Origin of the sequence: Isoptericola chiayiensis (assembly GCF_013149805.1) — a bacterium.
GTDB classification, from domain to species: domain Bacteria; phylum Actinomycetota; class Actinomycetes; order Actinomycetales; family Cellulomonadaceae; genus Isoptericola; species Isoptericola chiayiensis.
On the sequence record NZ_JABEZT010000001.1, the window covers coordinates 281,541 to 305,482 of the forward strand.

The 23,942-nt window shown below is 74.2% G+C and carries 21 protein-coding genes; 8 read left to right on the plus strand and 13 right to left on the minus strand.

Annotated features, from left to right (window positions below):
- The first annotated feature begins 94 nt into the window (after nucleotides 1–94).
- From HDG68_RS01145 to HDG68_RS01160, 4 genes are all read left to right on the plus strand, one after another.
- Nucleotides 95–1,273 carry a carbohydrate ABC transporter permease gene (locus HDG68_RS01145; protein WP_172148495.1) on the plus strand — a complete coding sequence of 393 codons (1,179 nt, stop codon included), beginning with the start codon at nucleotides 95–97 and terminating at the stop codon, nucleotides 1,271–1,273.
- Entirely contained in the window at nucleotides 1,270–2,187 is a 918-nt protein-coding gene (locus HDG68_RS01150; RefSeq protein WP_172148497.1) for a carbohydrate ABC transporter permease, read from the plus strand. The genes HDG68_RS01145 and HDG68_RS01150 overlap by 4 nt, the downstream gene beginning before the upstream one ends.
- Before the next feature lie 66 nt (nucleotides 2,188–2,253).
- Nucleotides 2,254–3,807 (plus strand): glycoside hydrolase family 1 protein, encoded by a 1,554-nt coding sequence (locus HDG68_RS01155; protein WP_172148499.1) that lies wholly within the window; start codon nucleotides 2,254–2,256, stop codon nucleotides 3,805–3,807.
- Nucleotides 3,808–3,824: 17 nt separating this feature from the next.
- On the plus strand, nucleotides 3,825–4,835 hold the full coding sequence (locus tag HDG68_RS01160) for a LacI family DNA-binding transcriptional regulator (protein ID WP_425483715.1): 1,011 nt from the start codon (nucleotides 3,825–3,827) through the stop codon (nucleotides 4,833–4,835).
- Between the two features lie 100 nt (nucleotides 4,836–4,935).
- On the opposite strand, the gene HDG68_RS01165 is transcribed toward HDG68_RS01160, so the two are convergent.
- From HDG68_RS01165 to HDG68_RS01175, 3 genes are all read right to left on the minus strand, one after another.
- Complete coding sequence (locus tag HDG68_RS01165) at nucleotides 4,936–5,958, minus strand: 1-acyl-sn-glycerol-3-phosphate acyltransferase (RefSeq protein WP_216647867.1); 1,023 nt, start codon at nucleotides 5,956–5,958, stop codon at nucleotides 4,936–4,938.
- A complete protein-coding gene (locus tag HDG68_RS01170) occupies nucleotides 5,955–6,776 on the minus strand; it encodes a patatin-like phospholipase family protein (protein ID WP_172148503.1) in 822 nt (273 codons plus the stop codon). Before HDG68_RS01170 ends, HDG68_RS01165 begins: the two co-directional genes overlap by 4 nt.
- A gap of 114 nt (nucleotides 6,777–6,890) precedes the next feature.
- Nucleotides 6,891–10,538 carry a proline dehydrogenase family protein gene (locus HDG68_RS01175; protein ID WP_172148505.1) on the minus strand — a complete coding sequence of 1,216 codons (3,648 nt, stop codon included), beginning with the start codon at nucleotides 10,536–10,538 and terminating at the stop codon, nucleotides 6,891–6,893.
- A 206-nt stretch (nucleotides 10,539–10,744) separates the two neighbouring features.
- Here HDG68_RS01175 and HDG68_RS01180 point away from each other — a divergent pair, with 206 nt between their 5' ends.
- The gene (locus HDG68_RS01180) at nucleotides 10,745–11,542 is read left to right on the plus strand and encodes a putative protein N(5)-glutamine methyltransferase (RefSeq protein WP_172148507.1); all 798 of its coding nucleotides are present in this window, start codon (nucleotides 10,745–10,747) and stop codon (nucleotides 11,540–11,542) included.
- Here HDG68_RS01180 and HDG68_RS01185 read toward each other — a convergent pair.
- From HDG68_RS01185 to HDG68_RS01195, 3 genes are all read right to left on the minus strand, one after another.
- A complete protein-coding gene (locus tag HDG68_RS01185) occupies nucleotides 11,511–12,332 on the minus strand; it encodes a tryptophan-rich sensory protein (RefSeq protein ID WP_172148509.1) in 822 nt (273 codons plus the stop codon). The two genes, HDG68_RS01180 and HDG68_RS01185, sit on opposite strands and share 32 nt — an antisense overlap.
- A gap of 70 nt (nucleotides 12,333–12,402) precedes the next feature.
- On the minus strand, nucleotides 12,403–13,167 hold the full coding sequence (gene hemQ / locus HDG68_RS01190; protein WP_172148511.1) for a hydrogen peroxide-dependent heme synthase: 765 nt from the start codon (nucleotides 13,165–13,167) through the stop codon (nucleotides 12,403–12,405).
- Between the two features lie 54 nt (nucleotides 13,168–13,221).
- Nucleotides 13,222–14,367, minus strand: coding sequence for a ferrochelatase (locus HDG68_RS01195; protein WP_172148513.1), 1,146 nt, complete (start codon nucleotides 14,365–14,367; stop codon nucleotides 13,222–13,224).
- A gap of 182 nt (nucleotides 14,368–14,549) precedes the next feature.
- Here HDG68_RS01195 and HDG68_RS01200 point away from each other — a divergent pair, with 182 nt between their 5' ends.
- Nucleotides 14,550–16,469, plus strand: coding sequence for a coiled-coil domain-containing protein (locus tag HDG68_RS01200; RefSeq protein WP_172148515.1), 1,920 nt, complete (start codon nucleotides 14,550–14,552; stop codon nucleotides 16,467–16,469).
- A gap of 36 nt (nucleotides 16,470–16,505) precedes the next feature.
- Here HDG68_RS01200 and HDG68_RS01205 read toward each other — a convergent pair whose 3' ends face one another.
- From HDG68_RS01205 to HDG68_RS01220, 4 genes are all read right to left on the minus strand, one after another.
- Nucleotides 16,506–17,315, minus strand: a complete 810-nt coding sequence (locus HDG68_RS01205) for a bestrophin-like domain (protein WP_172148517.1) — start codon at nucleotides 17,313–17,315, stop codon at nucleotides 16,506–16,508.
- Nucleotides 17,316–17,474: 159 nt separating this feature from the next.
- Entirely contained in the window at nucleotides 17,475–18,668 is a 1,194-nt protein-coding gene (locus HDG68_RS01210) for a glycerate kinase (RefSeq protein WP_172148519.1), read from the minus strand.
- A gap of 22 nt (nucleotides 18,669–18,690) precedes the next feature.
- Nucleotides 18,691–19,176, minus strand: coding sequence for a MarR family winged helix-turn-helix transcriptional regulator (locus HDG68_RS01215; RefSeq protein ID WP_172148521.1), 486 nt, complete (start codon nucleotides 19,174–19,176; stop codon nucleotides 18,691–18,693).
- A 37-nt stretch (nucleotides 19,177–19,213) separates the two neighbouring features.
- A complete protein-coding gene (locus tag HDG68_RS01220) occupies nucleotides 19,214–19,975 on the minus strand; it encodes an isoprenyl transferase (RefSeq protein WP_172148523.1) in 762 nt (253 codons plus the stop codon).
- Nucleotides 19,976–20,209: 234 nt separating this feature from the next.
- Between HDG68_RS01220 and trhA the strand changes: the two genes are divergently transcribed.
- Complete coding sequence (trhA, locus tag HDG68_RS01225) at nucleotides 20,210–21,001, plus strand: PAQR family membrane homeostasis protein TrhA (RefSeq protein WP_425483716.1); 792 nt, start codon at nucleotides 20,210–20,212, stop codon at nucleotides 20,999–21,001.
- Nucleotides 21,002–21,183: 182 nt separating this feature from the next.
- On the opposite strand, the gene HDG68_RS01230 is transcribed toward trhA, so the two are convergent.
- From HDG68_RS01230 to mca, 3 genes are read right to left on the minus strand one after another with little or no spacing between them, the layout of a single operon-like run.
- Entirely contained in the window at nucleotides 21,184–21,996 is an 813-nt protein-coding gene (locus tag HDG68_RS01230) for a carbon-nitrogen hydrolase family protein (RefSeq protein WP_172148525.1), read from the minus strand.
- Complete coding sequence (locus HDG68_RS01235) at nucleotides 21,993–22,379, minus strand: hypothetical protein (RefSeq protein ID WP_172148527.1); 387 nt, start codon at nucleotides 22,377–22,379, stop codon at nucleotides 21,993–21,995. Before HDG68_RS01235 ends, HDG68_RS01230 begins: the two co-directional genes overlap by 4 nt.
- Nucleotides 22,379–23,275 (minus strand): mycothiol conjugate amidase Mca, encoded by an 897-nt coding sequence (gene mca / locus HDG68_RS01240; protein WP_343037358.1) that lies wholly within the window; start codon nucleotides 23,273–23,275, stop codon nucleotides 22,379–22,381. Before mca ends, HDG68_RS01235 begins: the two co-directional genes overlap by 1 nt.
- A 64-nt stretch (nucleotides 23,276–23,339) precedes the next feature.
- Here mca and HDG68_RS01245 point away from each other — a divergent pair, with 64 nt between their 5' ends.
- Nucleotides 23,340–23,768: a DUF4307 domain-containing protein gene (locus HDG68_RS01245; protein ID WP_172148529.1), complete on the plus strand. Its 429-nt coding sequence runs from the start codon at nucleotides 23,340–23,342 to the stop codon at nucleotides 23,766–23,768.
- The last annotated feature ends 174 nt before the right edge of the window (nucleotides 23,769–23,942 follow it).

Genomic DNA, 23,942 nt, shown 5'->3' on the forward strand with positions numbered 1-23,942 from the left:
TCCGATCACCACCGTGTCGGGCCGGTCGCCGACCCCGGCGACCGGCCCGACACGTGTCCCGCAGCATCCCGGAGAGACGCACAGGAAGCAGCTCATGGCCCTCTTGTCCCCCACCAAGCCGGCGCACGCCCGCGGCGGCACCGACCGCCCGCCGCGACGCGTCGGGTTCTCCCAACGACTCGGCCGGCTGGACGTCAAGGTCTCGCCCTACCTGTACATCTCCCCGTTCTTCCTCCTCTTCGCCGTCGTCGGGCTCTTCCCCCTGGCCTACACCGCCGTGGTGTCGGTCTACGAGTGGAACCTCCTCGGGGGCCAGGGCGAGTTCGTCGGCATGCAGAACTACATCGACGTGCTCGGCCAGCCGACGTTCTGGAAGTCCGTCGTCAACACGTTCTCGATCTTCCTGTTCTCCTCGGTCCCGCAGGTGATCATGGCGATCACGATCGCCGCCCTGCTCGACCAGAACCTCCGCGCCGCCACGTTCTGGCGCATGGGCGTGCTGGTGCCCTTCATCGTGGCGCCGGTCGCCATCTCGATGATCTTCGGCCGCCTGTTCGCCGACCAGTACGGGTTCATCAACGAGCTCCTCGGGATCATCGGCGTCGACCCGGTGGCGTGGCACGGCGACCGCCTGGCCAGCCACTTCGCGATCGCCACGATGGTCAACTACCGCTGGACCGGCTACAACACCCTCATCTTCCTCGCCGCCATGCAGGCGGTCCCCCGCGACCTGTACGAGGCCGCCGTCATCGACGGCGCAGGCCGAGTCCGGCAGTTCTTCTCGGTCACGGTGCCCCAGATCCGCGCCACCGTGATCTTCGTGGTCATCACCTCGACGGTCGGCGGCATGCAGATCTTCGACGAGGTCCGCATGTACGACGCCGGAGGTCTCGGCGGCCCCGACCGCGACTGGATGACGACCGTCGTCTACCTGTACGACGTGGCGTGGGGCAACCAGAAGAACTTCGGCCGCGCCGCCGCGGTCGCATGGCTGCTGTTCCTCATCATCGTCGCCGTCGGCATGGTCAACTTCCTCATGACCCAGCGGATCGCGACCGCGGGCCCGAAGGGCGCCAAGGTCAGCCGCCGGCACACCAAGCGCCTGATGGCCGAGGCGCGCGCCGCCGCGGCCCGCGGCGAGACCCCGACGCCGTCGGCCACGCCCGGCGGAGCTCCCGGTATCCAGCCCGGGTCGCCGCCACCGCCACCGTCGATCCCACCCACGTCGAGCACCGGCTCGCCCGACACGAACCACGGGGAGGACGCCCGATGAGCTCCGTCGCCGTCACCGCACAGACCGCGGGCCGAGGCGCTGCCCGCGCCGCAGCCAAGCGCCGTCGTCGGGTCCCCATCGGGGGCTCGGCACGGCGGGCCGGACGTCTCACGTACTTCCTGCTCGCCGCGGTCCTGCTGATCTCGATCTTCCCGCTGTACTACACGCTGCTGCTCGGGTCCTCCGACCCGGTCTCCATCGCGCAGAACCCGGTCCCGCAGTGGCTGCCGGACCTCAGCCTCTTCCAGCAGTTCCAGACGGTCATCACCGACTCGAACATCAACTTCTGGAAGGCGCTGTGGAACTCGACGCTGATCGGGGTCCTGTCCTCGGTCTCGGTGGTGTTCTTCTCGACGCTCGCCGGGTACTCGTTCGCGAAGCTCAACTTCCGGGGCCGCGGGCCGCTGCTGGTGTTCGTCATCGCCACGATGGCGGTGCCGGTCCAGCTCGGCATCATCCCGCTGTACATCCTGATGAGCGAGATCGGCTGGTACGGCCAGGTCCAGGCGGTCATCGTCCCGGGTCTGGTGACCGCGTTCGGCGTGTTCTGGATGACGCAGTACCTGTCCGAGGCGCTGCCGTACGAGCTGATCGAGGCCGCACGGGTGGACGGGGCGTCGATGTTCCGCACCTTCTGGTCGGTGGCGATGCCGGCCGCCCTGCCGGCGGCGGCCATGCTCGGGCTCTTCCAGTTCGTCCAGCAGTGGACCAACTTCTTCTGGCCGTCGATCATCCTGACCTCGGAGAACCCGACGCTGCCGCTCGTGGTCCAGTCCCTGCGGGACAACTACTTCGTGGACTACTCGCTGGTCATGGGCGGCGTCTTCCTGGTCACCCTGCCCCTGCTGGTCCTGTTCTTCTTCATCGGCCGCCAGCTCGTCGCCGGGATCATGGCCGGCGCCGTCAAGGGCTGAGCCGCCCACCACCTCCGGACCGCCCGGGCCCCGCGCCCGGGCGGTCCCCGACACGGAAGCATCGACATGACACTGAGCACGACGGGCACGGGCGCCCGCATCGCCGCACCGGGCACGGCCGTCCCCTTCGCCCCGACGGCCCCGCTGACCGTGCCGACGGCCAACGCGACCGGTCGCGTCGAGTTCCCGGACGGGTTCGTCTGGGGCACCGCGACCGCGGCCTACCAGGTCGAGGGGGCCGGGGCCGAGGACGGCCGCGGCGCCTCCGTGTGGGACGTCTTCTGCCGTGTCCCCGGTGCGGTGGTCGACGGCGACGACGGCATGGTCGCGTGCGACCACTACCACCGCTACCGCGAGGACGTCGCGCTGATGCGCGGCCTGCACCTCGGCGCGTACCGCTTCTCGACGTCGTGGGCCCGGGTCATGCCGGACGGGCGGACGCTCAACCCGGCGGGCGTCGACTTCTACTCGCGGCTCGTCGACGAGCTGCTGGCCGCGGACATCCTGCCGTGGCTGACCCTCTACCACTGGGACCTGCCGCAGGCGCTGGAGGACCGGGGCGGGTGGCCGGAACGGGACACGGCGTACCGGTTCGCGGACTACGCGGTGGCGATGCACGAGGCCCTCGGCGACCGGGTGGGCGTGTGGACGACGCTCAACGAGCCGTGGTGCTCGGCGTTCCTGGGCTACACCGCGGGCGTGCACGCTCCCGGCCGCCAGTCCCCGGCCGACGGCCTCGCGGCCGCGCACCACCTGATGCTGGGCCACGGCCTGGCCGTGGGAGCGCTGCGCGAGCGCGCCCCGGAGGCCTCGCTCGGGCTCACCCTGAACTTCACCGTCTCGGACCCCGTGGACCCGGCCGACCCGGCCGACGTGGACGCGGCCCGCCGCGACGACGGCATGTTCAACCGGATCTTCCTCGATCCCATCCTGCGAGGTGCGTATCCGCAGGACATCCTGGACGACGTGGCCCACCTCGGACTGGCCGACCGCATCCACGACGGCGACCTGGACATCATCTCCACGCCCATCGACGTGCTCGGCGTGAACTACTACAACGGTGGTGCGGTGTCGGCCAGGCCTGCCCCCGAGACGGAGCAGGACGGCACCGCCGGTCCCGACGGTGCCCGCGCCGCCGGCGACGGCCCGGTCCGGACCACGAGCTCGCCCAACCCGGTGCCGGACGGCGTGCACGCCCACAGCCGTGGCCTGCCCACCACCGACATGGGGTGGGAGATCCAGCCCGAGGGCCTGACGCGGCTGCTCACCCGGCTCCAGCGCGACTACACCGGACCGCGGGGGACGGCGCTCGTCGTCACGGAGAACGGCGCCGCCTTCCCCGACGTGGTCGAGCCCGACGGCAGCGTGGACGACCAGGACCGCCTGGAGTTCATCGACCGCCACCTGCGTGCCGTCAAGGACGCGATCGACGTCGGCGTCGACGTGCGCGGGTACTTCGCGTGGTCGCTGATGGACAACTTCGAGTGGGCGCTGGGTTACTCGAAGCGATTCGGGATCACTCGTGTCGACTACGAGACCCAGGACCGGACGGTCAAGGCGTCCGGCCGGTGGTATGCCGCGGTGGCTCGGGACAACGCGGTCCCGAGCAGGACGGAATAGTTAGGTAACCTCCCATGGTGGTCACGAAGAACATCGCCCCGACGCTCGACGACGTCGCGCGCGCAGCAGGCGTGTCCCGGTCGACGGCGTCGCGGGCGATCAACGGCGGCGAACGCGTCTCGCCCGAGGCGCAGCAGGCCGTCGATGCCGCGATCGCACGGCTCGGGTACGCCCCGAACCGCGCGGCGCGCTCTCTCGTGACCCGGCGGACCGACTCGATCGCCCTGGTCGTCCCGGAGCCGGACGCCCGCATCCTGACCGACCCGTTCCTCGCCGGCGTCGTGCGCGGCGTCAGCGAGGGCCTCGGCGGGACGGACCTGCAGCTCGTGCTGCTGCTGGCCCGGCCCGGCGAGCGCCCGGGCCATATCGCCCGCTACCTCAACAGCGGGCACGTCGACGGCGTCATCATCGCCTCGCACCACAAGGACGACGCGCTGGAGCCCGAGCTGCGCTCCGGCAGCCTGCCGGGCGTTTTCGTGGGCCGCCCCTTCGACGCCACCGGGCTGCACTACGTCGACGTCGACAACCGGGCCGGCGCGCGCGTGGCCACCCAGCGGCTCGTGGACCGCGGCTGTCGCACGATCGCCTCGATCACCGGCCCGCAGGACATGACCGCGGCCCTGGACCGGTTCGACGGGTGGCGCACCACGCTGTCCCGGGCCGGACTCGCGTCCGACGTCGTCGCGAACGGGGACTTCACCGTCGAGGGCGGCGCCGCGGCGATGGAGCAGATCCTCGCCGAGCGTCCCGACGTCGACGGCGTGTTCGCGGCGTCGGACCTCATGGCCAGCGGCGCGCTGCAGGTCCTGCAGGCCCACGGCCGCCGCGTGCCCGACGACGTCGCGATCGTCGGGTTCGACGCTCTCGGCGCCGAGCGCACGACCCCACGGCTCACCACCGTGCTGCAGCCCGTGGTCGAGATGGTGGCCGCCGCGACGTCGTCGCTGCTGGACATGCTGGCCGGCGCGGACGCGCACCCGGAGCCACGGATCTTCGTGCCGCGGCTCGTCGAGGGCGGCTCCGCCTGAGGCGAAGGTGCAGCGCAGGGTGGGGGCCGCAGCGCAGCAAGGCACCCGCCCGCAGCGCAACCGCAGCCACAGGCGGCAACCAGCTCCGCCTGAGGCGACGTCAGCTCGGGACGCGGTCGCCGATCCACCGGTCGACCACGCCCCACTGGTCGAACAGCCAGTCCTCCCGGGCCGCGCCGTCGCGGGGCACCGCCCCGGCAGGGTGCAGCCATCCGGCCAGCCGGATGGTCTTGTCCATCGGCAGCTCGCGCCAGATGTCGCCGACGGTGACGAGCCGTTCGAGGCCCGTGTGCGCGACGACGAGGACGGCGGCGTCGGGCGATCCGTCCAGCGCCGCCTCGAATCCGCCCACGTGGGGTGCCATGACGTTGGCCATGCCCTCCGCCCGGTCGGCCAACCGGTCCTGGCCGGCCTCCCGCAGCTTCGCGATGCGCCCCGCCCGCCGCCGCGCGGTCACGTTGCCGCCCTCGGGGAACAGCACGAGCGCGTCGTCGGCCGTCAGACCCTCCGCGATGCGACGCACCGTCTGCCGGGCGCCGGGCTGGCCGGGTCGGCGGCGGGACGACGGCGTCACGAAGGCGGACGGCAGCCGGTGCAGCAGCACGTCGATCGCGGGATCCCACTGCAGGGTGTCCTTGAGCACGACGGCCGGCGCCCTCCCCGCGAGGCCGAGCAGCCGGTCGACCAGGATGAACGAGTCCCCGGGACCGGCGTGCCGGCTGAGCACGACGAGCGGGGCGTCCGGCAGCGCGGCCTCGTCGGCGACGTCGACGACGATCCGCAGCCGCAGCGTCCAGCGCACCTGCCAGAAGAACAGCGCGAGCATCCCGCGGGCCAGGCGCACGTGCGCCCGTCGGTACCAGGCGCGGTCGGCGAACAGCCCGCAGCCCGCGCCGATCCACAGGCCGAGCATCGCCAGCAGCGCGGCCGCGTCCCAGACGACGTAGAACGCGATCATCCACAGCACCCGGACCACGCGCAGGCGGCCCGGCAGGACCCACGTCAGGGCCGCGCCGACCACGAGCGCGAACATCAGGGTGGTCGGCACCATCAGCACCGCCAGGGCCACGACGAGCGGCCCGAGCACCACACGCCGGACCCAGACCGGTGGCGGCGCGATCATGCGTGCTCGTCCAGGTAGGTCAGTCCGGCGGCGTAGGACTGCTCGATGCGGCGTCGGGTCGCGTCGAGCCGCCGGAACGAGCCGACCTTCTCGTCGCCGGGCACGGGGCCGCCCGAGGGCAGCACGTGGACGGCGACGCCGTCCGGCACCTCGGCGAGCTCCCGGTGGAACCGGTGCCGGCGGGCGATCTCGAAGGCGACCTTGGCGACGTCGGAGGGGTTGCGGGGAGCGGTGAGCGGTTCCTCGATCCGGCCCACCTGGAGCACGTACACCGTGGTGGCACCGCGGCGGACGGCTTCCCCGAGCGGGATGGAGTTGACCACGCCCCCGTCGACGAAGTGCTCGCCGTCGATCTCGGTCGGGGGCAGCGCGCCGGGGACCGACGCGGAGGCGAGGACGGCCGGGACCAGGGCGCCGGCGTCGAACCAGTGCTCGCAGGCGCCCTCGATGCTGGCTGCCGCGACGACGAGCGGCACCTCGAGGTCGGCGAAGTCGCGGTGGTCGCCCAGCGTCGACTCGATGAGGGTGCGCAGCTTGCCGGGGTCGAACACGTGGGTGCGCGACCGTGCGAGCTGGCCGACCTGCCGGTACCAGGGCTCGCCGTAGACGCTCGCGGCCACGGGTGACGCCCACGCCTCGAGCATGCGCTCGACGACGGCGGGTGACGGGTCGGCGGCCACGGCGGCACCGTTGATCGCCCCGATGGAGGTGCCGACCACCAGGTCGGGGCGGACGCCCCGCTCGAGCAGCGCGCGCACCATCCCGACGTGCACGGCACCGCGTACACCGCCGCCACCCAGCACGAACGCAGTCGTCACGGCGACATCGTCGCACGCCACCCGCCCTCGCGCTGCGGGTGCACGACATGCCGCCAGGCTCACGAGCCCGGCGGCATGTCGTGCACCCGCAGCGCGAGCGGGGTGGTTCGCCGGTCAGTCGCGCAGGTGGCCGTAGCGGTGCTTGGTGCGGCTGATCGCCTGCTCGCGCAGGAACGTCAGCAGCTCGCGCCGGCCGGCGGCCAGCACCGGGCCGTCCAGGACGGTGACCTCGCCGAGGCGGCCGGCGGCGGCCTCCCGCAGCCCGGGCGCCTCGCCGAGCACGCGCACCCGCCCGGAGACCCGGCCGTCGGCGACGGCGGCGGCGAACTCCGCGTGCGGCACGGGGGCGTCGTGCGGCACGCCCCAGCCGGCGTCGGACGCGGGGACGACGACGGCGTGGACGCCGGCGCGGCGCGCACCGGCCAGGACGCGGCGCACCTCGACCGGCAGGGCGCCGTCGCCGACACGCACCGTGACCTGCTCGACGGGGCGGTAGCGGAAGGTGTTCTCCTCCACGGCCAGGCCGGTCTCGTCGTGCGCGACGCCGAACTCCCGGGCCCAGGCGTCGGCGTCGGAGGCCTCCGCCCACGCGAGCCAGCCCGCCGGGTCGTTCCCGCGCGACGGCGGACCCCCGGCGTCGGCCGCGGTGTCCGACCAGGTGCCGAGCTGGGCGACGTAGTTGGGGCCGCCCGCCTTCGCACCCGGTCCGACGACGGACCCCTTCCACCCGCCGAACGACTGGCGCTGGACGATGGCGCCGGTGATGTGGCGGTTGACGTAGGCGTTGCCGACCTCGACGCGGTCGAGCCAGTGCTCGACCTCCTCGGCGTCCAGGGAGTGGATGCCGCCGGTCAGGCCGAAGGAGACGGCGTTCTGCAGCTCGATCGCCTCGTCGAGCGTCGCGGCGCGCATGATGCCGAGCACGGGACCGAACACCTCGGTGAGGTGGAAGAAGGAGCCGGGCGCGACGCCGTCGCGCAGCCCGGGCGTCCACATCCGGTCCGGGTCGATCCCGGCGGCCGCGGCGACGTCGTCGAGCCGCTGCGGCTCGACCAGCCACGACTCCCCCGGCTCCAACGAGGTCAGGGCGCGGTGCAGCTTGCCGGCGGCGGGCTCGGTGAGCGGCCCCATGACGGTGGACAGCGAGGTGGCCGGACCGACGGCCAGCGACCGGACGGCGTCGACGAGCTGGCGGCCGAACCGCTCGCCGGTGACGGTGGTGGCGTCCCCGACGGAGCCGACGAGGATCACCAGGGAGGCCGCCGAGCACTTCTGGCCGGCGTGCCCGAACGCGCTGCGCAGCACGTCGGCGACCGCCAGGTCGAGGTCGGCGGACGGGGTGACGATCAGCGCGTTCTTGCCGGAGGTCTCCGCCAGGACGGGTCGCTCGGGACGCCAGGAGGCGAACATCTCGGCGGTCTCGAGGGCGCCGGTGAGCACCACCCGGGACACGTCGGGGTGGGTGACCAGGTGCTTGCCGACGTCGCCGTCGGGCACCCGCAGGAACTGCACGGCGTCGCGGGCCACGGCGGGGTCGAGGCCGATGTCGGGAGCGACGGCCTCCAGCGCGGCGTGCACCGCCTCGACCGCGAGCTCGTAGCAGCGCGGCGTCGGCGGGGCGGGCTTGGCGAGCACCGTGGAGCCCGCCGCGAGCGCGGCGAGCGCGCCGCCGATCGGGATGGCGACCGGGAAGTTCCAGGGGGGCGTGACGAGGGTGACGCCGTCGGGCGCGAAGGTGACGCCGTCGACGGTGTCGAGGGCCTCGGCGGCCGCCGCGTAGTAGTTGGCGAAGTCGATGGCCTCGGTGACCTCGGGGTCCGTCTCCGCGACGGTCTTGCCGACCTCGTGCACGGCGGCGGCGATCAGGTCCGTGCGGCGGTCCTCGAGCCGGCGGGCGGCCTCGCGCAGCACCCGGGCGCGGCCGGCGGGCGGCACGGCGGCCCACTGCTCGCGGACCTCGACGGCCCGGGCGACGGCGGCGTCGACGGCGGCGGTGTCGGTGACCTCGGCGGACCGGACCGGGACGAACCCGCTGCCGGGGCCGACGATCCGTGCGGCCCACTCGCGGTGCGCCGCGACCGACGGGTCGGTGTCGACGGCGTTACGGAAGCCGGTCGGCGAGCCGGGTCGCCCACCACCGGGCTCCTCGCCACCGGGCCGCTCACCACCGGGCCGCGAGGTCGTACCGTCCGTCTCGCCGTCGTACCCCGCGGGTACGACCTCGGGACGGGAGGTACGACCTGGCGGGACGGCGTCGGGGGCGGACGCGTCGCCCTCGAAGCGCGACCGGCGCCGCGGCGCCACGTCGGCGGCCTCGAAGGGCACGGCGTCGGACACCGAGGCGCGGAACGCGACCTCCTGGCGGTCCATCGGCGTGGCGGAGACACCCGGGACGGACGACGGCGGGGCGAACGAGGCGTGCAGGAAGTTCTGCTCCGCGGCGTTCTCCTCGAGGCGACGCACCAGGTAGGAGATCGCGACGTCGAAGTCCTGCGGGCGCACCACCGGGGTGTACAGGACCACGCGGCCGCCGTCGCGGGCCACCTCGGCCTGCACCTGGCGGGCCTCGATCGGAGCCATGCCCTGCAGCATCTCCACGTCGAGGCCGTCGCTGACGCCGCGGGCCCGGCCCAGCAGGATCGCGAGCGCCACGTGGAACAGGTTGTGGGAGGCGACGCCGAGGCGGACGGCCGCGGTGCGCTCCGGGGTCAGGTGGTGGTCGAGGACGCGCACGTAGTTGGCGTCGACCTCGGCCTTGCTGCCGTAGGGGGCGACCGCCCAGTCGTGCAGCTCGGCCTCGACGTGCTCCATGGCGAGGTTCGCGCCCTTGACCAGGCGCACCTTGACCGGTGCCCCGCCGTCGGCGACGCGCTGCTGCGCCCAGGCGGTGAGCTCGTCCAGCGCGCCGAGCGCGTCGGGCAGGTAGGCCTGCAGCACGACGCCGGCCTGCAGGTCGCGCAGCTCGTCGCGGTCGAGGACGTCGCGGAACACCGCCGTGGTGAGCGCCAGGTCCTTGTACTCCTCCATGTCGAGGTTCACGAAGACGCCGTGGTCGCGGGCGGCCCGGTAGAGGGGCAGCAGCCGATCGACCACGCGCTCGCGGGACCCGTCGAGGTCCCACGTGACGAGCTGGGCGGCGACGGAGGACACCTTCACCGACACGTAGTCGACGTCCGGGCGGCGCACCAGGTCGAGGGTGCGCTGCAGGCGCGCGCGGGCCTCGTCCTCGCCGAGCACCATCTCGCCCAGGAGGTTGACGTTGAGCGTGTATCCCTCGTCCCGCGTCCGCGCGAGGTGCGCACCGAGCCCGCGACCGGCGTCGGCCACGAGGTGCCCGACGAGCTGGCGCAGCCGGACCCGTGCGGCGGGCACGACGACGCTCGGCAGGGCGGGGGCGACGGCGGCACCGACGCGGAACAGGGTGCGGTCGACCGGGGAGAGGAACGAGGCGGCGCCGGCGTCGCGGCCGAGCCGGGCCAGCGCCTTGGCGGCGACGCGGACGTCCTGGGGGCGGGCGACGTCGTCGACGAACCCGACGGCCAGGTCGAGCCCGGCGGGGTCGGCGACCAGCGCGCCGAGGCGTTCGGCGGTGGCGCGAGTGCGCCGGTCCGCGCGGCTGGCCGCGGCGCCGGTGCCGTCGGCCGCGGCGATCCAGGTGTGCGCCAGGGCGACGGCATCCTCGACGAGGGACTCGATGTCGGCGGGGCCGGACGTGCGGGTTCCGCCCGTCCCGGTCCCGCGCGCGGCGGAGTGTGTGCTCATCCCTCCACTGTGCTCCCTCGCGGCGCGTGCGTCTTGTACAGAACGGGGCCGCCGACGGCGACCTTTCGACAAGGCTCCGCGACGGGGCGACGCTTCTCGACGGCCTGCCGGTCGCGCCTCGGGGAGTACCCGCGAGGCTAGGGTGTGATGCGGGCACCCGCTGCCGACCGAACGCCCCGACGTCCGGGCGAACCGAGGAGGATCCCGTGGGCACCGCCGTGCGACTCACGGAGCGGCTGCGCGCCGCGGGGTGCGTGTTCGCCGAGGAGGAGGCGGCGCTGCTGCTCGCCTCGACGGACGACCCGGAGCAGCTGGAGCGCCGGGTGACGCGACGCACGGCCGGCGAGCCGCTGGAGCACGTGCTGGGCCGGGTGGAGCTCGCGGGCCGGTCCTGGTCGGTGGGTCCCGGGGTGTTCGTGCCGCGACGGCGCAGCGAACGGCTCGTGGCGGCGGCGCTCGACCTGCCCGCCGCGCGTGCGGACGCGACCGTCGTCGACCTGTGCTGCGGGAGCGGGGCGGTCGGCGGTGCGGTGCTGCTCGGCCTTCCCGACGGCGGGCGGTCCGCGCGCCTGCACGCGGCGGACGTGGACCCCCGGGCGGTGGCCCACGCCCGCGCCAACATCGCCCCGTTCGGCGGGACGGTCGGCACGGGCGACCTCTGGGACGCGCTGCCGGAGTCGCTGCGGGGACGGGTCGACCTGCTGCTCTGCCACGCTCCGTACGTCCCGACGTCGGCCCTGGACACGCTGCCGGCCGAGGCCCGCGACCACGAACCGCGCCCGGCCCTGGACGGGGGGCCCGACGGTCTGGACGTGCTGCGTCGCGTGGTGGCCGGAGCCCCGCCGTGGCTGGCACGCGGCGGAGCGCTGCTGTTCGAGGTGGCGGGGGTTCAGGTGACGGCGGCCACGCGCCTGGTGACGGCGGCCGGACTGGGGGTCGGGGTCCTGCGGGACGACGAGACCGACGGCGCGGTCATGGTCGCGAGCGTCGGCGCAGCAGGCTGATCACGACCGGCCCGCCGACGGCGACGACGGCGGCCACCCCGGCGGCGTAGGAGACACCGGAGTCGAGCAGGGGGCCCTGCGAACGGGCGACCGCGATCCAGGCCAGTCCCCATCCGGCCGCGAGCCCGACGCCGACGGCCACGGTGGGGCGGGACGCCGTCCGGGTGGCGATCAGCACCACCAGCAGGGCGGCCACCACGCACAGCACCACGCCCCACGCGGTGGCGCCGAGCAGCAGGTCGCCCACCTCGGCGTCGACCAGGGTGGCCGCGACGTCGGCGATGGTGGCGACGCAGACCCAGCCGAGGTAGAGACCGACCGTACCCTCGGTGACGAGGGCGTCGAGGCGTCGCGTCGGCTCGACGCGCAGCAGCCGGACGACGACGGCGGCCAGGACGGCGACGAGGGCCACGATGACCAGCACGCTCAGCCACAGCAGGCCGAGCTGGACGACCCCGATCCAGGCGGCGTTGAGCACCATGGAGCCGAGCACCCACCACGACACGGCGCGCATCCTCGGGTCGGCGGCACGGCCCGGCAGCGCCTGCAGGAGCGCGAACAGGAGCAGCCCGGTGTAGATCACGGACCAGATCGAGAAGGCGGGGCCGGCCGGGGCCATCACGGTCGCGTCGGCGGAGAGCGCGCCGCCGGCGGCCTCCTCGATGGGCTGGCCGCCGAACGCGCCGGACCCGTAGGCGGCGCCGGCGACGGCCAGCAGGGCGCCGACGACCACCACGACCTGGCGGACGCGGTCGGCGGTGGTCGCGCGGGATGCTGCGGTGGTGGTCATCTGCCCAGCATGACAAAGATCAGCATGCTGAGCATCCCGGGAGCTCCGGCGCGGGAGCCGATGCGGGAGCTCAGGCGCGCGGGCGGGCCTCCACCCACTGCGCCAGGCCGGTGCGCGGTCCGGTGAAGAACGGCACCTCCTCGCGGACGTGCCGGCGCGCCTCGGTGGCCCGCAGGTCGCGCATCAGGTCGACGATGCGGTGCAGCTCGTCGGCCTCGAAGGCGAGCAGCCACTCGTAGTCGCTCAGCGCGAACGTGCTCATGGTGTTGGCCCGCACGTCCTTGTACCCGGCCGCGGCGATGCCGTGGTCGCGCAGCATGGTCCGGCGTTCGTCGTCGGGGAGCAGGTACCACTCGTAGGAGCGAACGAACGGGTAGACGCACAGGTAGTCGCGCGGCGCCTCGCCCGCGAGGAACGCCGGGACGTGCCCCTTGTTGAACTCCGCGGCACGGTGCAGCGCGACGACGGACCACACCGGTGCCAGCGTCGCCCCGAGCCGGGAGGCGAGCAGCCGGCGGTAGGCGCCCTGCACGGACTCGACGCTGGGGCCGTGCACCCAGACCATGAGGTCGGCGTCGGCCCGCAGCCCGGCCACGTCGTACACGCCGCGCACGACGACGTCGCCGTCCGCCCGGGAGGCGTCGCGGTCGCCGTCGGCGGCGCCGTCCCAGAGCGCGTCGGCGGCCTCGGCGGCGACCTCCGCACGGGTCGCGTCGTCGGCCGGGACGGGTGCGACCGCCGAGAACACCGCGATCATCGCGTAGCGGATCGAGTCGTTGATCGCCGCGGTGTCGACGTCCTCGCCGGTGTCCGCGTGCACGTGCCGGTCGGTCATGGGTGCGCTCCTCGTCGTCGTGGTGTCGGGGTGTCCGTGGTGGCGTGGCGCCGGTCAGCGGCGCAGGTCGACGCCGCACAGGGCCGGCACGCCGCTGGGCTCGCCGTCGCGGCGCAGGCAGCAGTCGACCTCGCACACCGAGCGGAAGGGCGGCAGGCTGCCGACGGTGGCCTCCTCGACGGCCTCGCCGCGGGCGATCGCCGCCCGCTCGAGCAGGAGGTCGACCAGGCCGGCCACGAACGGGGCCCGGGTGCCGACCGTCCCGGCCCGCACCGCCGTCAGGCCGAGCTCGGTCGCGGTCTCCATGGCCTCGGTGTCCAGGTCGTAGGCGACCTCCATGTGGTCCGAGACGAACCCGATCGGCGCCATGACGACGTCGCGCAGACCTTCGCCCGCGCGCTCGGTGAGCAGGTCGTTGACGTCGGGCTCCAGCCACGGCTGCGACGGCGGGCCCGAGCGGGAGCAGTAGGCGAGCTCCCAGGTGACCTCGTGCCCGCGGACCGCACCCACGCGCTCGGCGATGACGGCCGCGACGTCGAGGTGCTGCTCGGAGTAGGTGGCCTGCGAGATGCGCGAGGCCGCCTCCATCGTGTCCGGGATGGAGTGGGTGACGAACACCAGGGTGGCGTCGGCGGGCGACCCGCCCTTCGCCTCGAGCGCGGCGAACCCGTCGAGCACCGCGTCGACGTTCGCCTGCACGAACCCGGGGTGGTTGAAGTAGGACCGGATCTTGTCGAACTCGACGGTGGTGGAGCCGTCCTCGCCGAGCTGGCCGCGCTTGTCCAGCGTGACGGCCAGGTCCTCGCGGTACTGGCGGCAGCCGGAGTAGCTGGAGTACGCCGAGGTCACCAGCGCCACGGCGCGCTCGGCGCCGAGGTTCTCGAGCTCGGTGACGGCGTCGTCGGTGTACGGCTCCCAGTTGCGGTTGCCCCACACCACGGGCAGGTCGATGCCCCGCTCGGCGAGCTCGGCCTCGAGCGCCGCCTGCAACGCGAGGTTCTGCTCGTTGATGGGGCTCTTGCCGCCGAAGCCGTAGTAGTGCTCCCCGACCTCCTCGAGGCGGGAGTCGGGGATCCCCTTGCCGGCCGTCACGTTGCGGAGGAACGGTACGACGTCCTCCGCCTTGTTCGGGCCTCCGAAGGAATACAGCAGCAGGGCGTCGTAAGGGCTCGCGAGATCGGACCGGGGGGTCGTCGGCATGAGCCCATCATCCACCCGCTCGAGGGCGCGGCACGCCGCGAACGGGTCCACGGCGACGTGACATGGAACGCACAGGTTGTCATCTCGCCGTCGTGCCGCCGCCGCGCCCGCCGTCGCCCGAGCCGCTTCTCACCCGCGCGGGTAGTCTCGACGGACCGAGCGACCGACGGCGAGGAGGCATGGTGACCCGCACCCCCACGGCCCCCGTCGTCGACGCCCTGACCAGCGCAGACGTCCCGACGTCGGTCGGTCGTGTCCGCGACCCCGACGAGGCGGAGGCCCTGGCCGCGCGGCTGCAGGACCCCGCCCGCGCCTGGCCCGTGGTGGTCGTGTCCACGCCGCGCGAGCACGGCGTGCCCTACGTCGACCCCGACCGCGTGCTGGACGACGTCCGCGGCCTCGCCGAGGTGGTCGTCGTGCGCACCGGCGAGGCGTCGTGGGCGTTCTCGCACGCGATGCCGCCCGGCACGCAGGTCTACGGCGGCGCCTCGCGCGTCTACCCCGTCGGCCTGGACTGGGTGCACGACGTCGGCCGCTCGCCGTTGTGGTTCGCCTACGACGACGCCGAGGGCACCCGGGTGCGCGACCGTCTCGTCCAGGACGCCCTGACGGCGGCCGCCGCGGCCGGGCTGACCGGCAGCGCCTCCACGCCGGACTCCCCCGCGACCGTCGGCGCGACGGTCCTCGGCGTGGTCGGGACCCGCGCCCTGGTGCGGACCGACGAGGGCACGACGGCCCAGGTCGCCCAGGAGCTCACCCTGCCCATCGTGCCCGTCGACCGCCTCCTCGCGCCGGGGATGACCCTGCGGGGCGTCCTCGACCCCGGCGCCCAGCGTCTCGACGTCCGCGGCATGCTGCCCGACTCCGCCGCTCAGGCCGAGCTGGCCCGGCAGGCCTACCCGCCGGGGACCGTGGCTCCCGTGCAGGTCCACGACGTCACCACCGACGAGGTCGTGCTGGCCCTGGCACCGGCCGTACCGGTCCGGGTCGGCCGCGCCGCGGCGTCGGGCAGCGAGCTCGAGGACCTGCGCGACCTGTTCTCCGTCGGCGAGGTCGTCGCCGCACGCGTGCTCCCCGGCCGGCCAGTGCCAGGACCGGCCGGGCCGCGGCTGCGCCCGGACCTGAGCCTGCACGACGTCGCCGACACCGAGGACGTCGCGGCGGCACTGAGCCTGCTGCCCGGCGGCCCGCCCTGGCTGCCCGCACCGACCGCCGTCGCCGACTCCGCCTCCTCGCCCGACACCACGACCGACGACGACCCGCCCGCGGACCGCGACGAGCCGATCGACCCTGCCGGCGAGGACGACGGCCCGCCCGCGCCCAAGCCGGGCCCGGGACGGCGGCCCGCCGTGCCGCCCCGCGGCCGGGCCCTGCCGGCGACGCCGCCACCCCCGCCGTCGGACACCGCGGAACCAAGCCCGGCCCGCAGCGAGCACCGGGTGCTGGTCAACCAGCTCGAGCTGTCCGTGCACGAGCAGCGGGCCCGCGCGGACGCCGCCGAGCAGGAGCTCGCCGAGAGCCGCGCCGCCGTCCGCCAGCTCGAGCTCGAGGTGGCCGGCCTGCGCGACCTCACGCGCGAGCAGCGCGACCAGGTCGAGCGGCTGCGGCGCGACGTCGAGCGCTACAAGACCCGCATCCGCACCGCGCGCAAGGAACGTCCGCGCGCCGAGGAGCCCCGGCCCACGGGTCCCCTGTTCCTCGACCCCGTCGACCAGCTGCGGTACGACGTGCGACGCACCTGGGCCCAGATCGTCCACGCCGAGGAGAAGACGCGGTTCCCGCTCCCGGAGTACGACGTCGGACCGGCGTTCTGCGCCAGCCTCGCCGACGCCGGACGCGGGCTCGAGGAGAAGGTGCACCGCGCCGTCGTCCTCGTGCTGGTCGGCCGCGCCCCGGAGATCGCCGGCTACGAGCTGCACCGGCTGCGCCGCGGGGACGGCGGCGGCGACCCGTACCGCGTCCGCGACCACGACGGCGCCCAGGCGTGGCGGCTGTCCCTGCAGGTGAACACGCCGCAGGCGCGCCGCCTGCACTACTGGGTGCTGCCCGGCGGTCGCGTCGAGCTGTCCCGCGTGGTGCTGCACGACGACGTCGAGCCCTGAGTCGCGACGGGCGCCCCGCGCGCCGCGCTCACCCGGTCAGCCCGCGTTGTCGAAGGCGCACGGCCGTTCCGCGGCCTCCGGGGCGAGCGACACCATGCGGGCGGTGTTCTCCTCGATCAGTTCCGGCGACGCCAGCCTCGTCCCCTCCCGGAACGGGCTGCTTAACGCCATCAGCAGGACCAGCAGGACCGTGGTGAAGAGTCCGACCAGACCCAGCAGCGACGCCTGCACGAGCGGCCGGGCCGGCAGGGTGACGACGAAGAGCAGGAAGACCACCAGCAGAGCCGCACCGATGAGCACGGTCCAGATCAGCGGACCCAGGTCGAGCTCCGAGGCGACGAGCCGGGTCTCCCGCGCGGTGGAGATGCTGCCGATCTGGACGAAGCTGTTGGTCGCGGCCGCGGACTGGAAGGTTCCGCCCGTCGGCTCGTCCACCGCCCCGTAGGCGGCGATGAGCTCGCGGTACGCCGCGTCGGTCTCAGGTGCCGACCCGCCCTCGGCCAGCGCCGGCCACTCCTTCTCCGTGACCGAGCGGGCGTAGCAGATCAGGGCATGCTGCAGGTCGGCCTCGTTCTCCGGGAAGAGCTGGGCCTCGTCGAACGCCGTGCCGATGGAGGTCGCCTCGTCGCCGATCGCGTGCCGAGCGCTGGTCGCCTCGCCGAGCAGGACGACGATGAGGAACCCGACGAGGATCCCGAAGGTCGCCGCGACGTACGACAGGATCGATCCGGCCGGTGCCGTGTCGACGTCCGCCAGACCGGGCCGGACGCGCCGCACGAGCAGAGTCGCGCCGAAGACCACCGCACCGCCGCCGACCAGCAGCACCACCATCGTGAACTGATCCATCGGGCGCTCCTGGACTCGGCGACCAGCCTGTGCGTGTCGCCGGTCCCGGGTCGCGGGCCGGCGGTCTTCGCCCATCATCACCGAACCGCCCGTGCGCGGCCACCGCCACGGGGGGTGATCCGGTCGCGGCGGCCGCGTCCGCGGAGCGGACCGCCGGGATCAGCGGGCGGCGAGCACCAGGCTCGTCACCGATGCCGCCACCTCGGTGAGGCGTCCCGCCGTCCGGCCGAGCAGGTCGTCGAGGTCGATCGGCCCGGGGGCGATGGAGAACGCCGCCGCGATGCCGGCCGCGCGGGTCTGGTCGGCGGGCAGCAGCACCTGGCCCGCCACGACCACGACCGGTGGGCGGGCCGGGGACGCGGCCGCGACGCGCGCCACGCCGTCGGCCACCTTGCCGCGCACCGACTGCGAGTCGAAGGAGCCCTCCCCCGTGAGCACGAGGGCGGCGTCGTCGAGGACGGCGGGCAGGCCCACGGCCTCGGCGACGAGCGCGGCGCCCGGCTCCAGCCCGGCGCCGAGCACGGCAGCGAGCGCGGCCGGAACGCCACCCGCCGCACCGGCGCCCGGGAGCTCGTGGACGCGGACGCCCGTCTCCCGCTCGAGCAGGTTGGCCCAGCGGGTCAGCGCCTCGTCGAGGAACGCGACCTGACCCGGCCCGGCGCCCTTCTGCGGGGCGAACACGGCCGCCGAGCCGAGCTCGCCGACGAGCGGGTTCGACACGTCGACGGCGAGACGCCAGCGCACCTGCCGTGCCCGCGGGTGCAGCCCGTCGAGATCGAGCGCGGCCACGCCGGCCAGGCCCTCGCCGCCGTCGGGCACCACGCGGCCCTCGGCGTCCAGGAGCCGTGCGCCGAGACCGGTCAGGATCCCGGCACCCCCGTCGGTCGAGGCCGAACCACCCAGGCAGACGAGCACCTCCTCGACCCCGGCGTCGAGCACCGCTGCCGCGACGTCGCCGGTGCCGCGGGTGTGGGCGTGCAGCGGCTGCAACGGCTGGTCGCTGACGGCGGGCAACCCGCTGGCCTCGGCCAGCTCGACGACGCCGACCCTCCCGTCGGGCGACGTCGCCCACCGCGCCGTCGCCGGTCGGCCCACGGCGTCGCAGGTCGTCACGGTGCGGACCGGGGTCAGCCAGGTCGACAGCAGGGCGTCCAGCGTGCCCTCGCCGCCGTCGGCCATCGCCAGGCAGGTCACCCGGGCGTCGGGGGCGGCTGCCAGCACGCCCTCGCGCAGGGCCGCGGCGACCTGGCCGGCGTCCAGGCTGCCCTTGAAGGAGTCGGGCACGACGACGACGTGCGGCCCCGCCGGTGCCGCGACGTCGGACGTGGGCTCGGGCTGGTTCGTCGGGGTCACGCGCCGAGGATACCGATCCCGGTCACCCGCGCGGGGACCAGTCCGCGATGTCGGGCTGGGCGGTGCGCAGCTTGTCGAGCAGGCGGGTCAGCTCGGCCTGCTCGTCGTCGTCGAGCGCGGACCCGACGTACTGCTCCATGGCCCGCACGTGCCGCCGTCCGACGCGCCGCTGCAGCCGGCGACCCTCGTCCGTCAGGGCCACGAGCGTGCCCCGGCCGTCCTCGCACGGCACCGACCGGGTGACCAGCCCGCGCTCCTCCAGCCGCTCCACCATGCGGGACAGCGACGACTGGGCGAGCAGCACGTTCTCGTTGAGGTCGCGCAGTCGCAGGATCCCGTCGTGGGCGCGCGACAGCGTGAACAGCACGTCGTACTCGCGCATGGTCAGCTCCACCCAGACCTCGTCGGTCTGGAACCGCCGCATCAGGGTGACCTGGCTGCGGAACAGAGCCTCCCAGGTCGCGGCGGCGCGCTGCGCGGTGCCGGACGTCCGGTGCGTCGTGGTCATGGCGCCTCTCCTGTCCCCGGCGTCGTCGCCGGTACGCCTATCGTCCCAGCCGGCGCTCGCGCCGGGAGAAGTCTCGCAGGGCGCGCAGGAAGTCCACGCGCCGGAAGTCCGGCCAGAAGGCCTCGCAGAAGTAGAGCTCGGAGTGCGCGCTCTGCCACATCAGGAAGCCGCCGACCCGCAGCTCGCCCGAGGTGCGGATGACGAGCTCGGGGTCGGGCTGGCCCTTGGTGTACAGGTGGTCGGCGATGTCGGAGACGTCGAGCCGTTCGGCGAGCTCGGCGAGCGTGGCGCCGCGAGCCTGCTCGGCCCGGAGGTAGGAACGCACGGCGTCAGCGATCTCGTGCCGGCCGCCGTACCCGACCGCGATGTTGACGTGCAGGCCGTCGACGTCGGCCGTCGCGGCCGCGGCCTCGCGCACGGCCCCGACGAGCCGCTCGGGCAGCAGGTCGAGCCGACCCACGATGCGCAGCCGCCAGCGCCGCGTCTCCGCGAGGTCGCGGACGGCGTCGGAGATGATGTCGAGGAGGTCGGCGAGCTCGTCCTCGGAGCGGGAGAGGTTGTCGGTGGAGAGCATCCACAGCGTGACGACCTCGATGCCGAACTCCTCGGCCCACCCCAGGAACTGCGCGATCTTGTCCGCGCCCTTGCGGTGACCCGTCGCGGCGGTCTCGCCGAACGACTTGGCCCACCGACGGTTGCCGTCGAGGATGACGCCGACGTGCCGGGGCAGGGACGCGCTCGGCATCGACGCGGCGAGCCGTCGCTCGTACAGGCTGTACAGCGGGTGGGGCAGGCGCACGCGGGTCCTCGCAGGCGGGTTCGGGTCGGACGAATCGGGACAACGGTACCGCCGCCACCGCGGTGCCGAGGCCGCGCAGATCGGTCCGGTGGGCGAGCCGGACCGGGTCGTCGCACGATCTTCACAGGATAGGGCGCGACACGCGCTTCCCGCGTCACCTACGCTGGCGTAACCTACGCAACCGTAGGTTAGTTCGCCGCCCGATCGACAGACCCCGACCCGCCAGGAGGACCCGTGGCCGGAGCCGCCCCGCACGAGCGCCAGTCCGTACCCGACCCGGCCGACGCCGACCACACCGCCTCGGACGTCGCGCGCGAGGCCGTGCACGGCGCCCGCGAGAGCGTCACCGGCGCCGTCCAGACCGTCACCGCGAGCGCCGCCACCCAGGCCCGCCGCCTCAAGCCCAAGCTGCGCGGCTGGATACACCTGGTCACGACGCCGCTCGCCCTGGCGGCCACCATCGTGCTCGTCGTGCTCGCCGAACCGGTGGCCGGCAAGGTCGCGGCCGCGATCTTCGGGCTCAGCGCGCTCATGCTCTTCGGCACCAGCGCCGTCTACCACCGCGGGACGTGGTCGCCGCGCGTCGAGGCCGTGCTGCGACGCATGGACCACGCGAACATCTTCCTCATCATCGCCGGCACCTACACGCCGCTGGCCGTAGCCCTGCTGGACCCCGAGTCCGCCACCGTGCTGCTGTCCATCGTGTGGGGCGGCGCGATCCTCGGTCTGCTCGCGCGCGTCATCTGGATGAACGCTCCGCGCTGGGTCTACGTGCCGGTCTACGTCGCGCTCGGCTGGGTCGCGGTGGCCTACCTGGGACAGTTCGGGGCCACCGGCGGACCGGCGGTGGTGTGGCTGGTGGCCGGCGGCGGCCTCGCCTACACCCTGGGCGCCGTCGTCTACGGCACGAAGTTCCCCGACCCGTCTCCGCTCTGGTTCGGCTTCCACGAGATCTTCCACGCGCTGACGGTGGTCGGGTTCGCCTGCCACACGGTGGCGATCTACCTCGCCTGGCTCGCCGTCTGACCCGGTCCTTCCGCGAGGTAGGCAACTCGTCCGCGAGGTAGGCGGCCCTCCCGCCAGGTAGGCAAGGTTCTCGCGAGGTAGGCGACGTTGTGCTCACGGAGGCAACAACTCGGCGAGATGTCGCCTACCTCGCGGGGAGCAGCGCTACCTCGCGGCCGGCGGGTCCGGGTGGGAGGCGCCGGCTACCGCGGGACGACGGCGTAGCGCCGGTTGGCGAGCGACGGGTTCGAGCGCCGCACGGCCGCGAGCTGCTCCGGGTCCAGGTCGACCGTGCGCAGCTGCGGGGTCTCGTCGGCCTCGAGCCCGACGACGCCGTCCGGCCCGACGAGCGTCGAGCACCCGGTGACGCCCTTGCCCGCCATCCCGACACCGACGGCCACCACGGTGTTCTCGATCGCGCGGGCCGTCAGCAGGGCGCGCCAGTGCTCCGCCTTCAGCGGACCGGACACCCAGGCGGCCGGCACGACGACGACGTCGGCGCCGGCGTCGACCACCCGACGCGCCGACTCGGGGAAGCGCAGGTCGTAGCAGGTGATGACCCCGAACGTCAGGTCGCCGACCCGCAGCGTGAGGGGTTCGGCGTCGACGGGCCCGGGTTCGAGGCGGTCGGACTCCCGGGTGCCGAACGCGTCGTACAGGTGCACCTTGCGGTAGACGCCGGCGAGCTCACCGGAGGCGTCCACGGCGACGACGGCGTTGACACCCTTGCGGGTCTCGCCGGGTGCCGGGTCGGCGCCGGGCAGGGTCGTGCCGGCGATGATCGCGAGCCCGTGCTCGCCGGCGAGCCGCCGCAGCAGGGACACGAACGGCCCCTCGAGGTCCTCGGCGTGCTCGATCCCGACACCGTGGCGGTGGTACCCGGAGGCGTACTCGGGCAGCACCAGCAGGTCGGCGCCCACGCGGGCGGCCTCGGCCACGGCGTCGGCGACCATGTAGCGGTTGGCCTCGTGGTCGTCCGCCACGGTCACCTGGCCGATCGTGACCCGCACGCTCATGCGGGGCCCCGCCGGTCGTCCTCGCCGGCGACGTCCGGGGACTCCGGCGTCGCCCCCACGTCGGCGGAGGCCGTCGCCTCCCGGTCACCCTCCCCCGCCTGGCCGGTGCCGTCCGCGTCCGTGCCGGCGTCGGACCGGCGCACCGCGATCCCCTTGCGCTCGGGGACGTCGTAGCCCAGCTCGCGGGCGTTGGCATCCGCCTTGCGCAGGTGCCGGCTCAACGACAGGAAGAGCACGACGGCGGCCGCGGCGACGGCAAACGTGGCCAGGAAGCCCTCGAGCCCGGGCGTGACCTCCCAGTCCTCCAGCACGCGGGCCGTGGGGCTCGGCGCGGGGGCGGGGTCGACGTCGGCGAGCAGGGCACCGAGCTGCGCCAGCGGCATCAGGACTCCTTCCGGATGCCGGCGAACAGGTCGTCCTCCGGCGTGGTGGTGGGGACGCGGGCGTCCGCGAGCTCGAACTCCTCGGTCGGCCAGACGTCGGCCTCGAGGTCGCGCGGGACCGCGAAGAAGAACCCCTCGGGGTCGATCTGGGAGGCGTGCGCGGTGAGCGCCGCGTCGCGCTGCGGGAAGTACGCGGCGACGTCGACGCTGGTCGTCGCGGTGCGCTCGGGGATCTCCCGGGCGGCACGCGACTCGATCCAGTCCCCGAACGGCGACTCCAGGCCGGCGCCCTCCATCGCCTCGTGCGCGGCACGCAGGCGCGCCATCGAGAACCCGTGGTTGTAGTACAGCTTGAGCGGCGCCCACGGCTCGGCACCACCGTCGACGACGTACCGGCCGGCGTCACCCGCCGCGTGGTACGCCTCGAAGGCGACCTCGTGGCAGCGGATGTGGTCCGGGTGCGGGTAGCCGCCCGACGGGTCGTAGGTGGTCATCACGTGCGGCCGGAACTCGCGGACCAGCTCGACCAGCGGCGCGGAGGCCTCCTCCAGCGGCAGCAGCGCGAAGCAGCCCTCCGGCAGCGGCGGCAGCGGGTCGCCCTCGGGCAGCCCGGAGTCGACGAAACCGAGCCACGTCTGGCGCACGCCGAGCGCGTCGGCGGCGGCCGCCATCTCCAGGCGGCGCACGGCCCGCTTGCCCTCGACGGACTCGAACTCGTGACCGGTGGGGACCTCGAACGACGGGTTGAGCACATCGCCCCGTTCCCCGCCCGTGCACGTGACCACCAGGACCTCGACGCCCTCGGCCGCGTAGCGGGCCGTCGTCGCCGCACCCTTGCTCGACTCGTCGTCGGGGTGCGCGTGCACCGCCATGAGCCGCAGCGGTTCGCCGGTCACAGTGCCTCCTCGGTGTTCCGGGCCCGTGGGCGGACCCCTCGTCCCCATCGGGGACAATGGTGTCATGACCGAGTCCTCGCCCCCCGCCGTGCCCGCGGACCGCTACGGAGCCGCGCGCCCGAGCACGGGCCGCGGTGGCGCCGGACGCCGCGGGCGCACGACCGCCGTGGTGGTCGCGCTGGTCGTGGCCGTGCTGGCGGTCGCCGGCTACACGTTCTGGCTGCAGCAGGACGACCCCGTCGAGTACGACATGGTCGGCTTCGACGTGGTGGACGCCGAGACCGTCGAGGCCTCGTTCCAGGTGCACATGGCGCCCGGCACGACGGCGGTGTGCACCGTCGAGGCGCTGGCGCCCAGCTACGCGCAGGTCGGCACCGTGGACGTGACCGTGGGTCCCGCCGAGGCCCGGACGTCCGCCTACGAGGTCACGATCGGCACCTCCCAGGAGGCGACGTCGGCCGTGGTGGCCCGCTGCGCGGCCGTCGACGGCTGACCTGCCCGTGGTCCGCACCTGACCACCGATCGACCCGCACCTGACCAGCCAACTCTCCCGCACCCGGCGCACCCTGGGCTATCCTGAGGGATTCATACGCAAGTCCTGCACGAGCCGACGCGCGTGCCGACGCCCGTCGGCCGGACGTCCGCGCGGCGCGCGCCGGGCACGAAC

Coding starts and splice junctions, on each gene's coding strand:
- HDG68_RS01145 (WP_172148495.1), top strand. CDS start 95: ATGGCCCTCTTGTCCCCCACCAAGCCGGCGCACGCCCGCGGCGGCACC.
- HDG68_RS01150 (WP_172148497.1), top strand. CDS start 1,270: ATGAGCTCCGTCGCCGTCACCGCACAGACCGCGGGCCGAGGCGCTGCC.
- HDG68_RS01155 (WP_172148499.1), top strand. CDS start 2,254: ATGACACTGAGCACGACGGGCACGGGCGCCCGCATCGCCGCACCGGGC.
- HDG68_RS01165 (WP_216647867.1), bottom strand. CDS start 5,958: ATGATCGCGCCGCCACCGGTCTGGGTCCGGCGTGTGGTGCTCGGGCCG.
- HDG68_RS01175 (WP_172148505.1), bottom strand. CDS start 10,538: ATGAGCACACACTCCGCCGCGCGCGGGACCGGGACGGGCGGAACCCGC.
- HDG68_RS01185 (WP_172148509.1), bottom strand. CDS start 12,332: ATGACCACCACCGCAGCATCCCGCGCGACCACCGCCGACCGCGTCCGC.
- hemQ (WP_172148511.1), bottom strand. CDS start 13,167: ATGACCGACCGGCACGTGCACGCGGACACCGGCGAGGACGTCGACACC.
- HDG68_RS01195 (WP_172148513.1), bottom strand. CDS start 14,367: ATGCCGACGACCCCCCGGTCCGATCTCGCGAGCCCTTACGACGCCCTG.
- HDG68_RS01205 (WP_172148517.1), bottom strand. CDS start 17,315: ATGGATCAGTTCACGATGGTGGTGCTGCTGGTCGGCGGCGGTGCGGTG.
- HDG68_RS01215 (WP_172148521.1), bottom strand. CDS start 19,176: ATGACCACGACGCACCGGACGTCCGGCACCGCGCAGCGCGCCGCCGCG.
- HDG68_RS01230 (WP_172148525.1), bottom strand. CDS start 21,996: ATGAGCGTGCGGGTCACGATCGGCCAGGTGACCGTGGCGGACGACCAC.
- HDG68_RS01235 (WP_172148527.1), bottom strand. CDS start 22,379: ATGCCGCTGGCGCAGCTCGGTGCCCTGCTCGCCGACGTCGACCCCGCC.
- HDG68_RS01245 (WP_172148529.1), top strand. CDS start 23,340: ATGACCGAGTCCTCGCCCCCCGCCGTGCCCGCGGACCGCTACGGAGCC.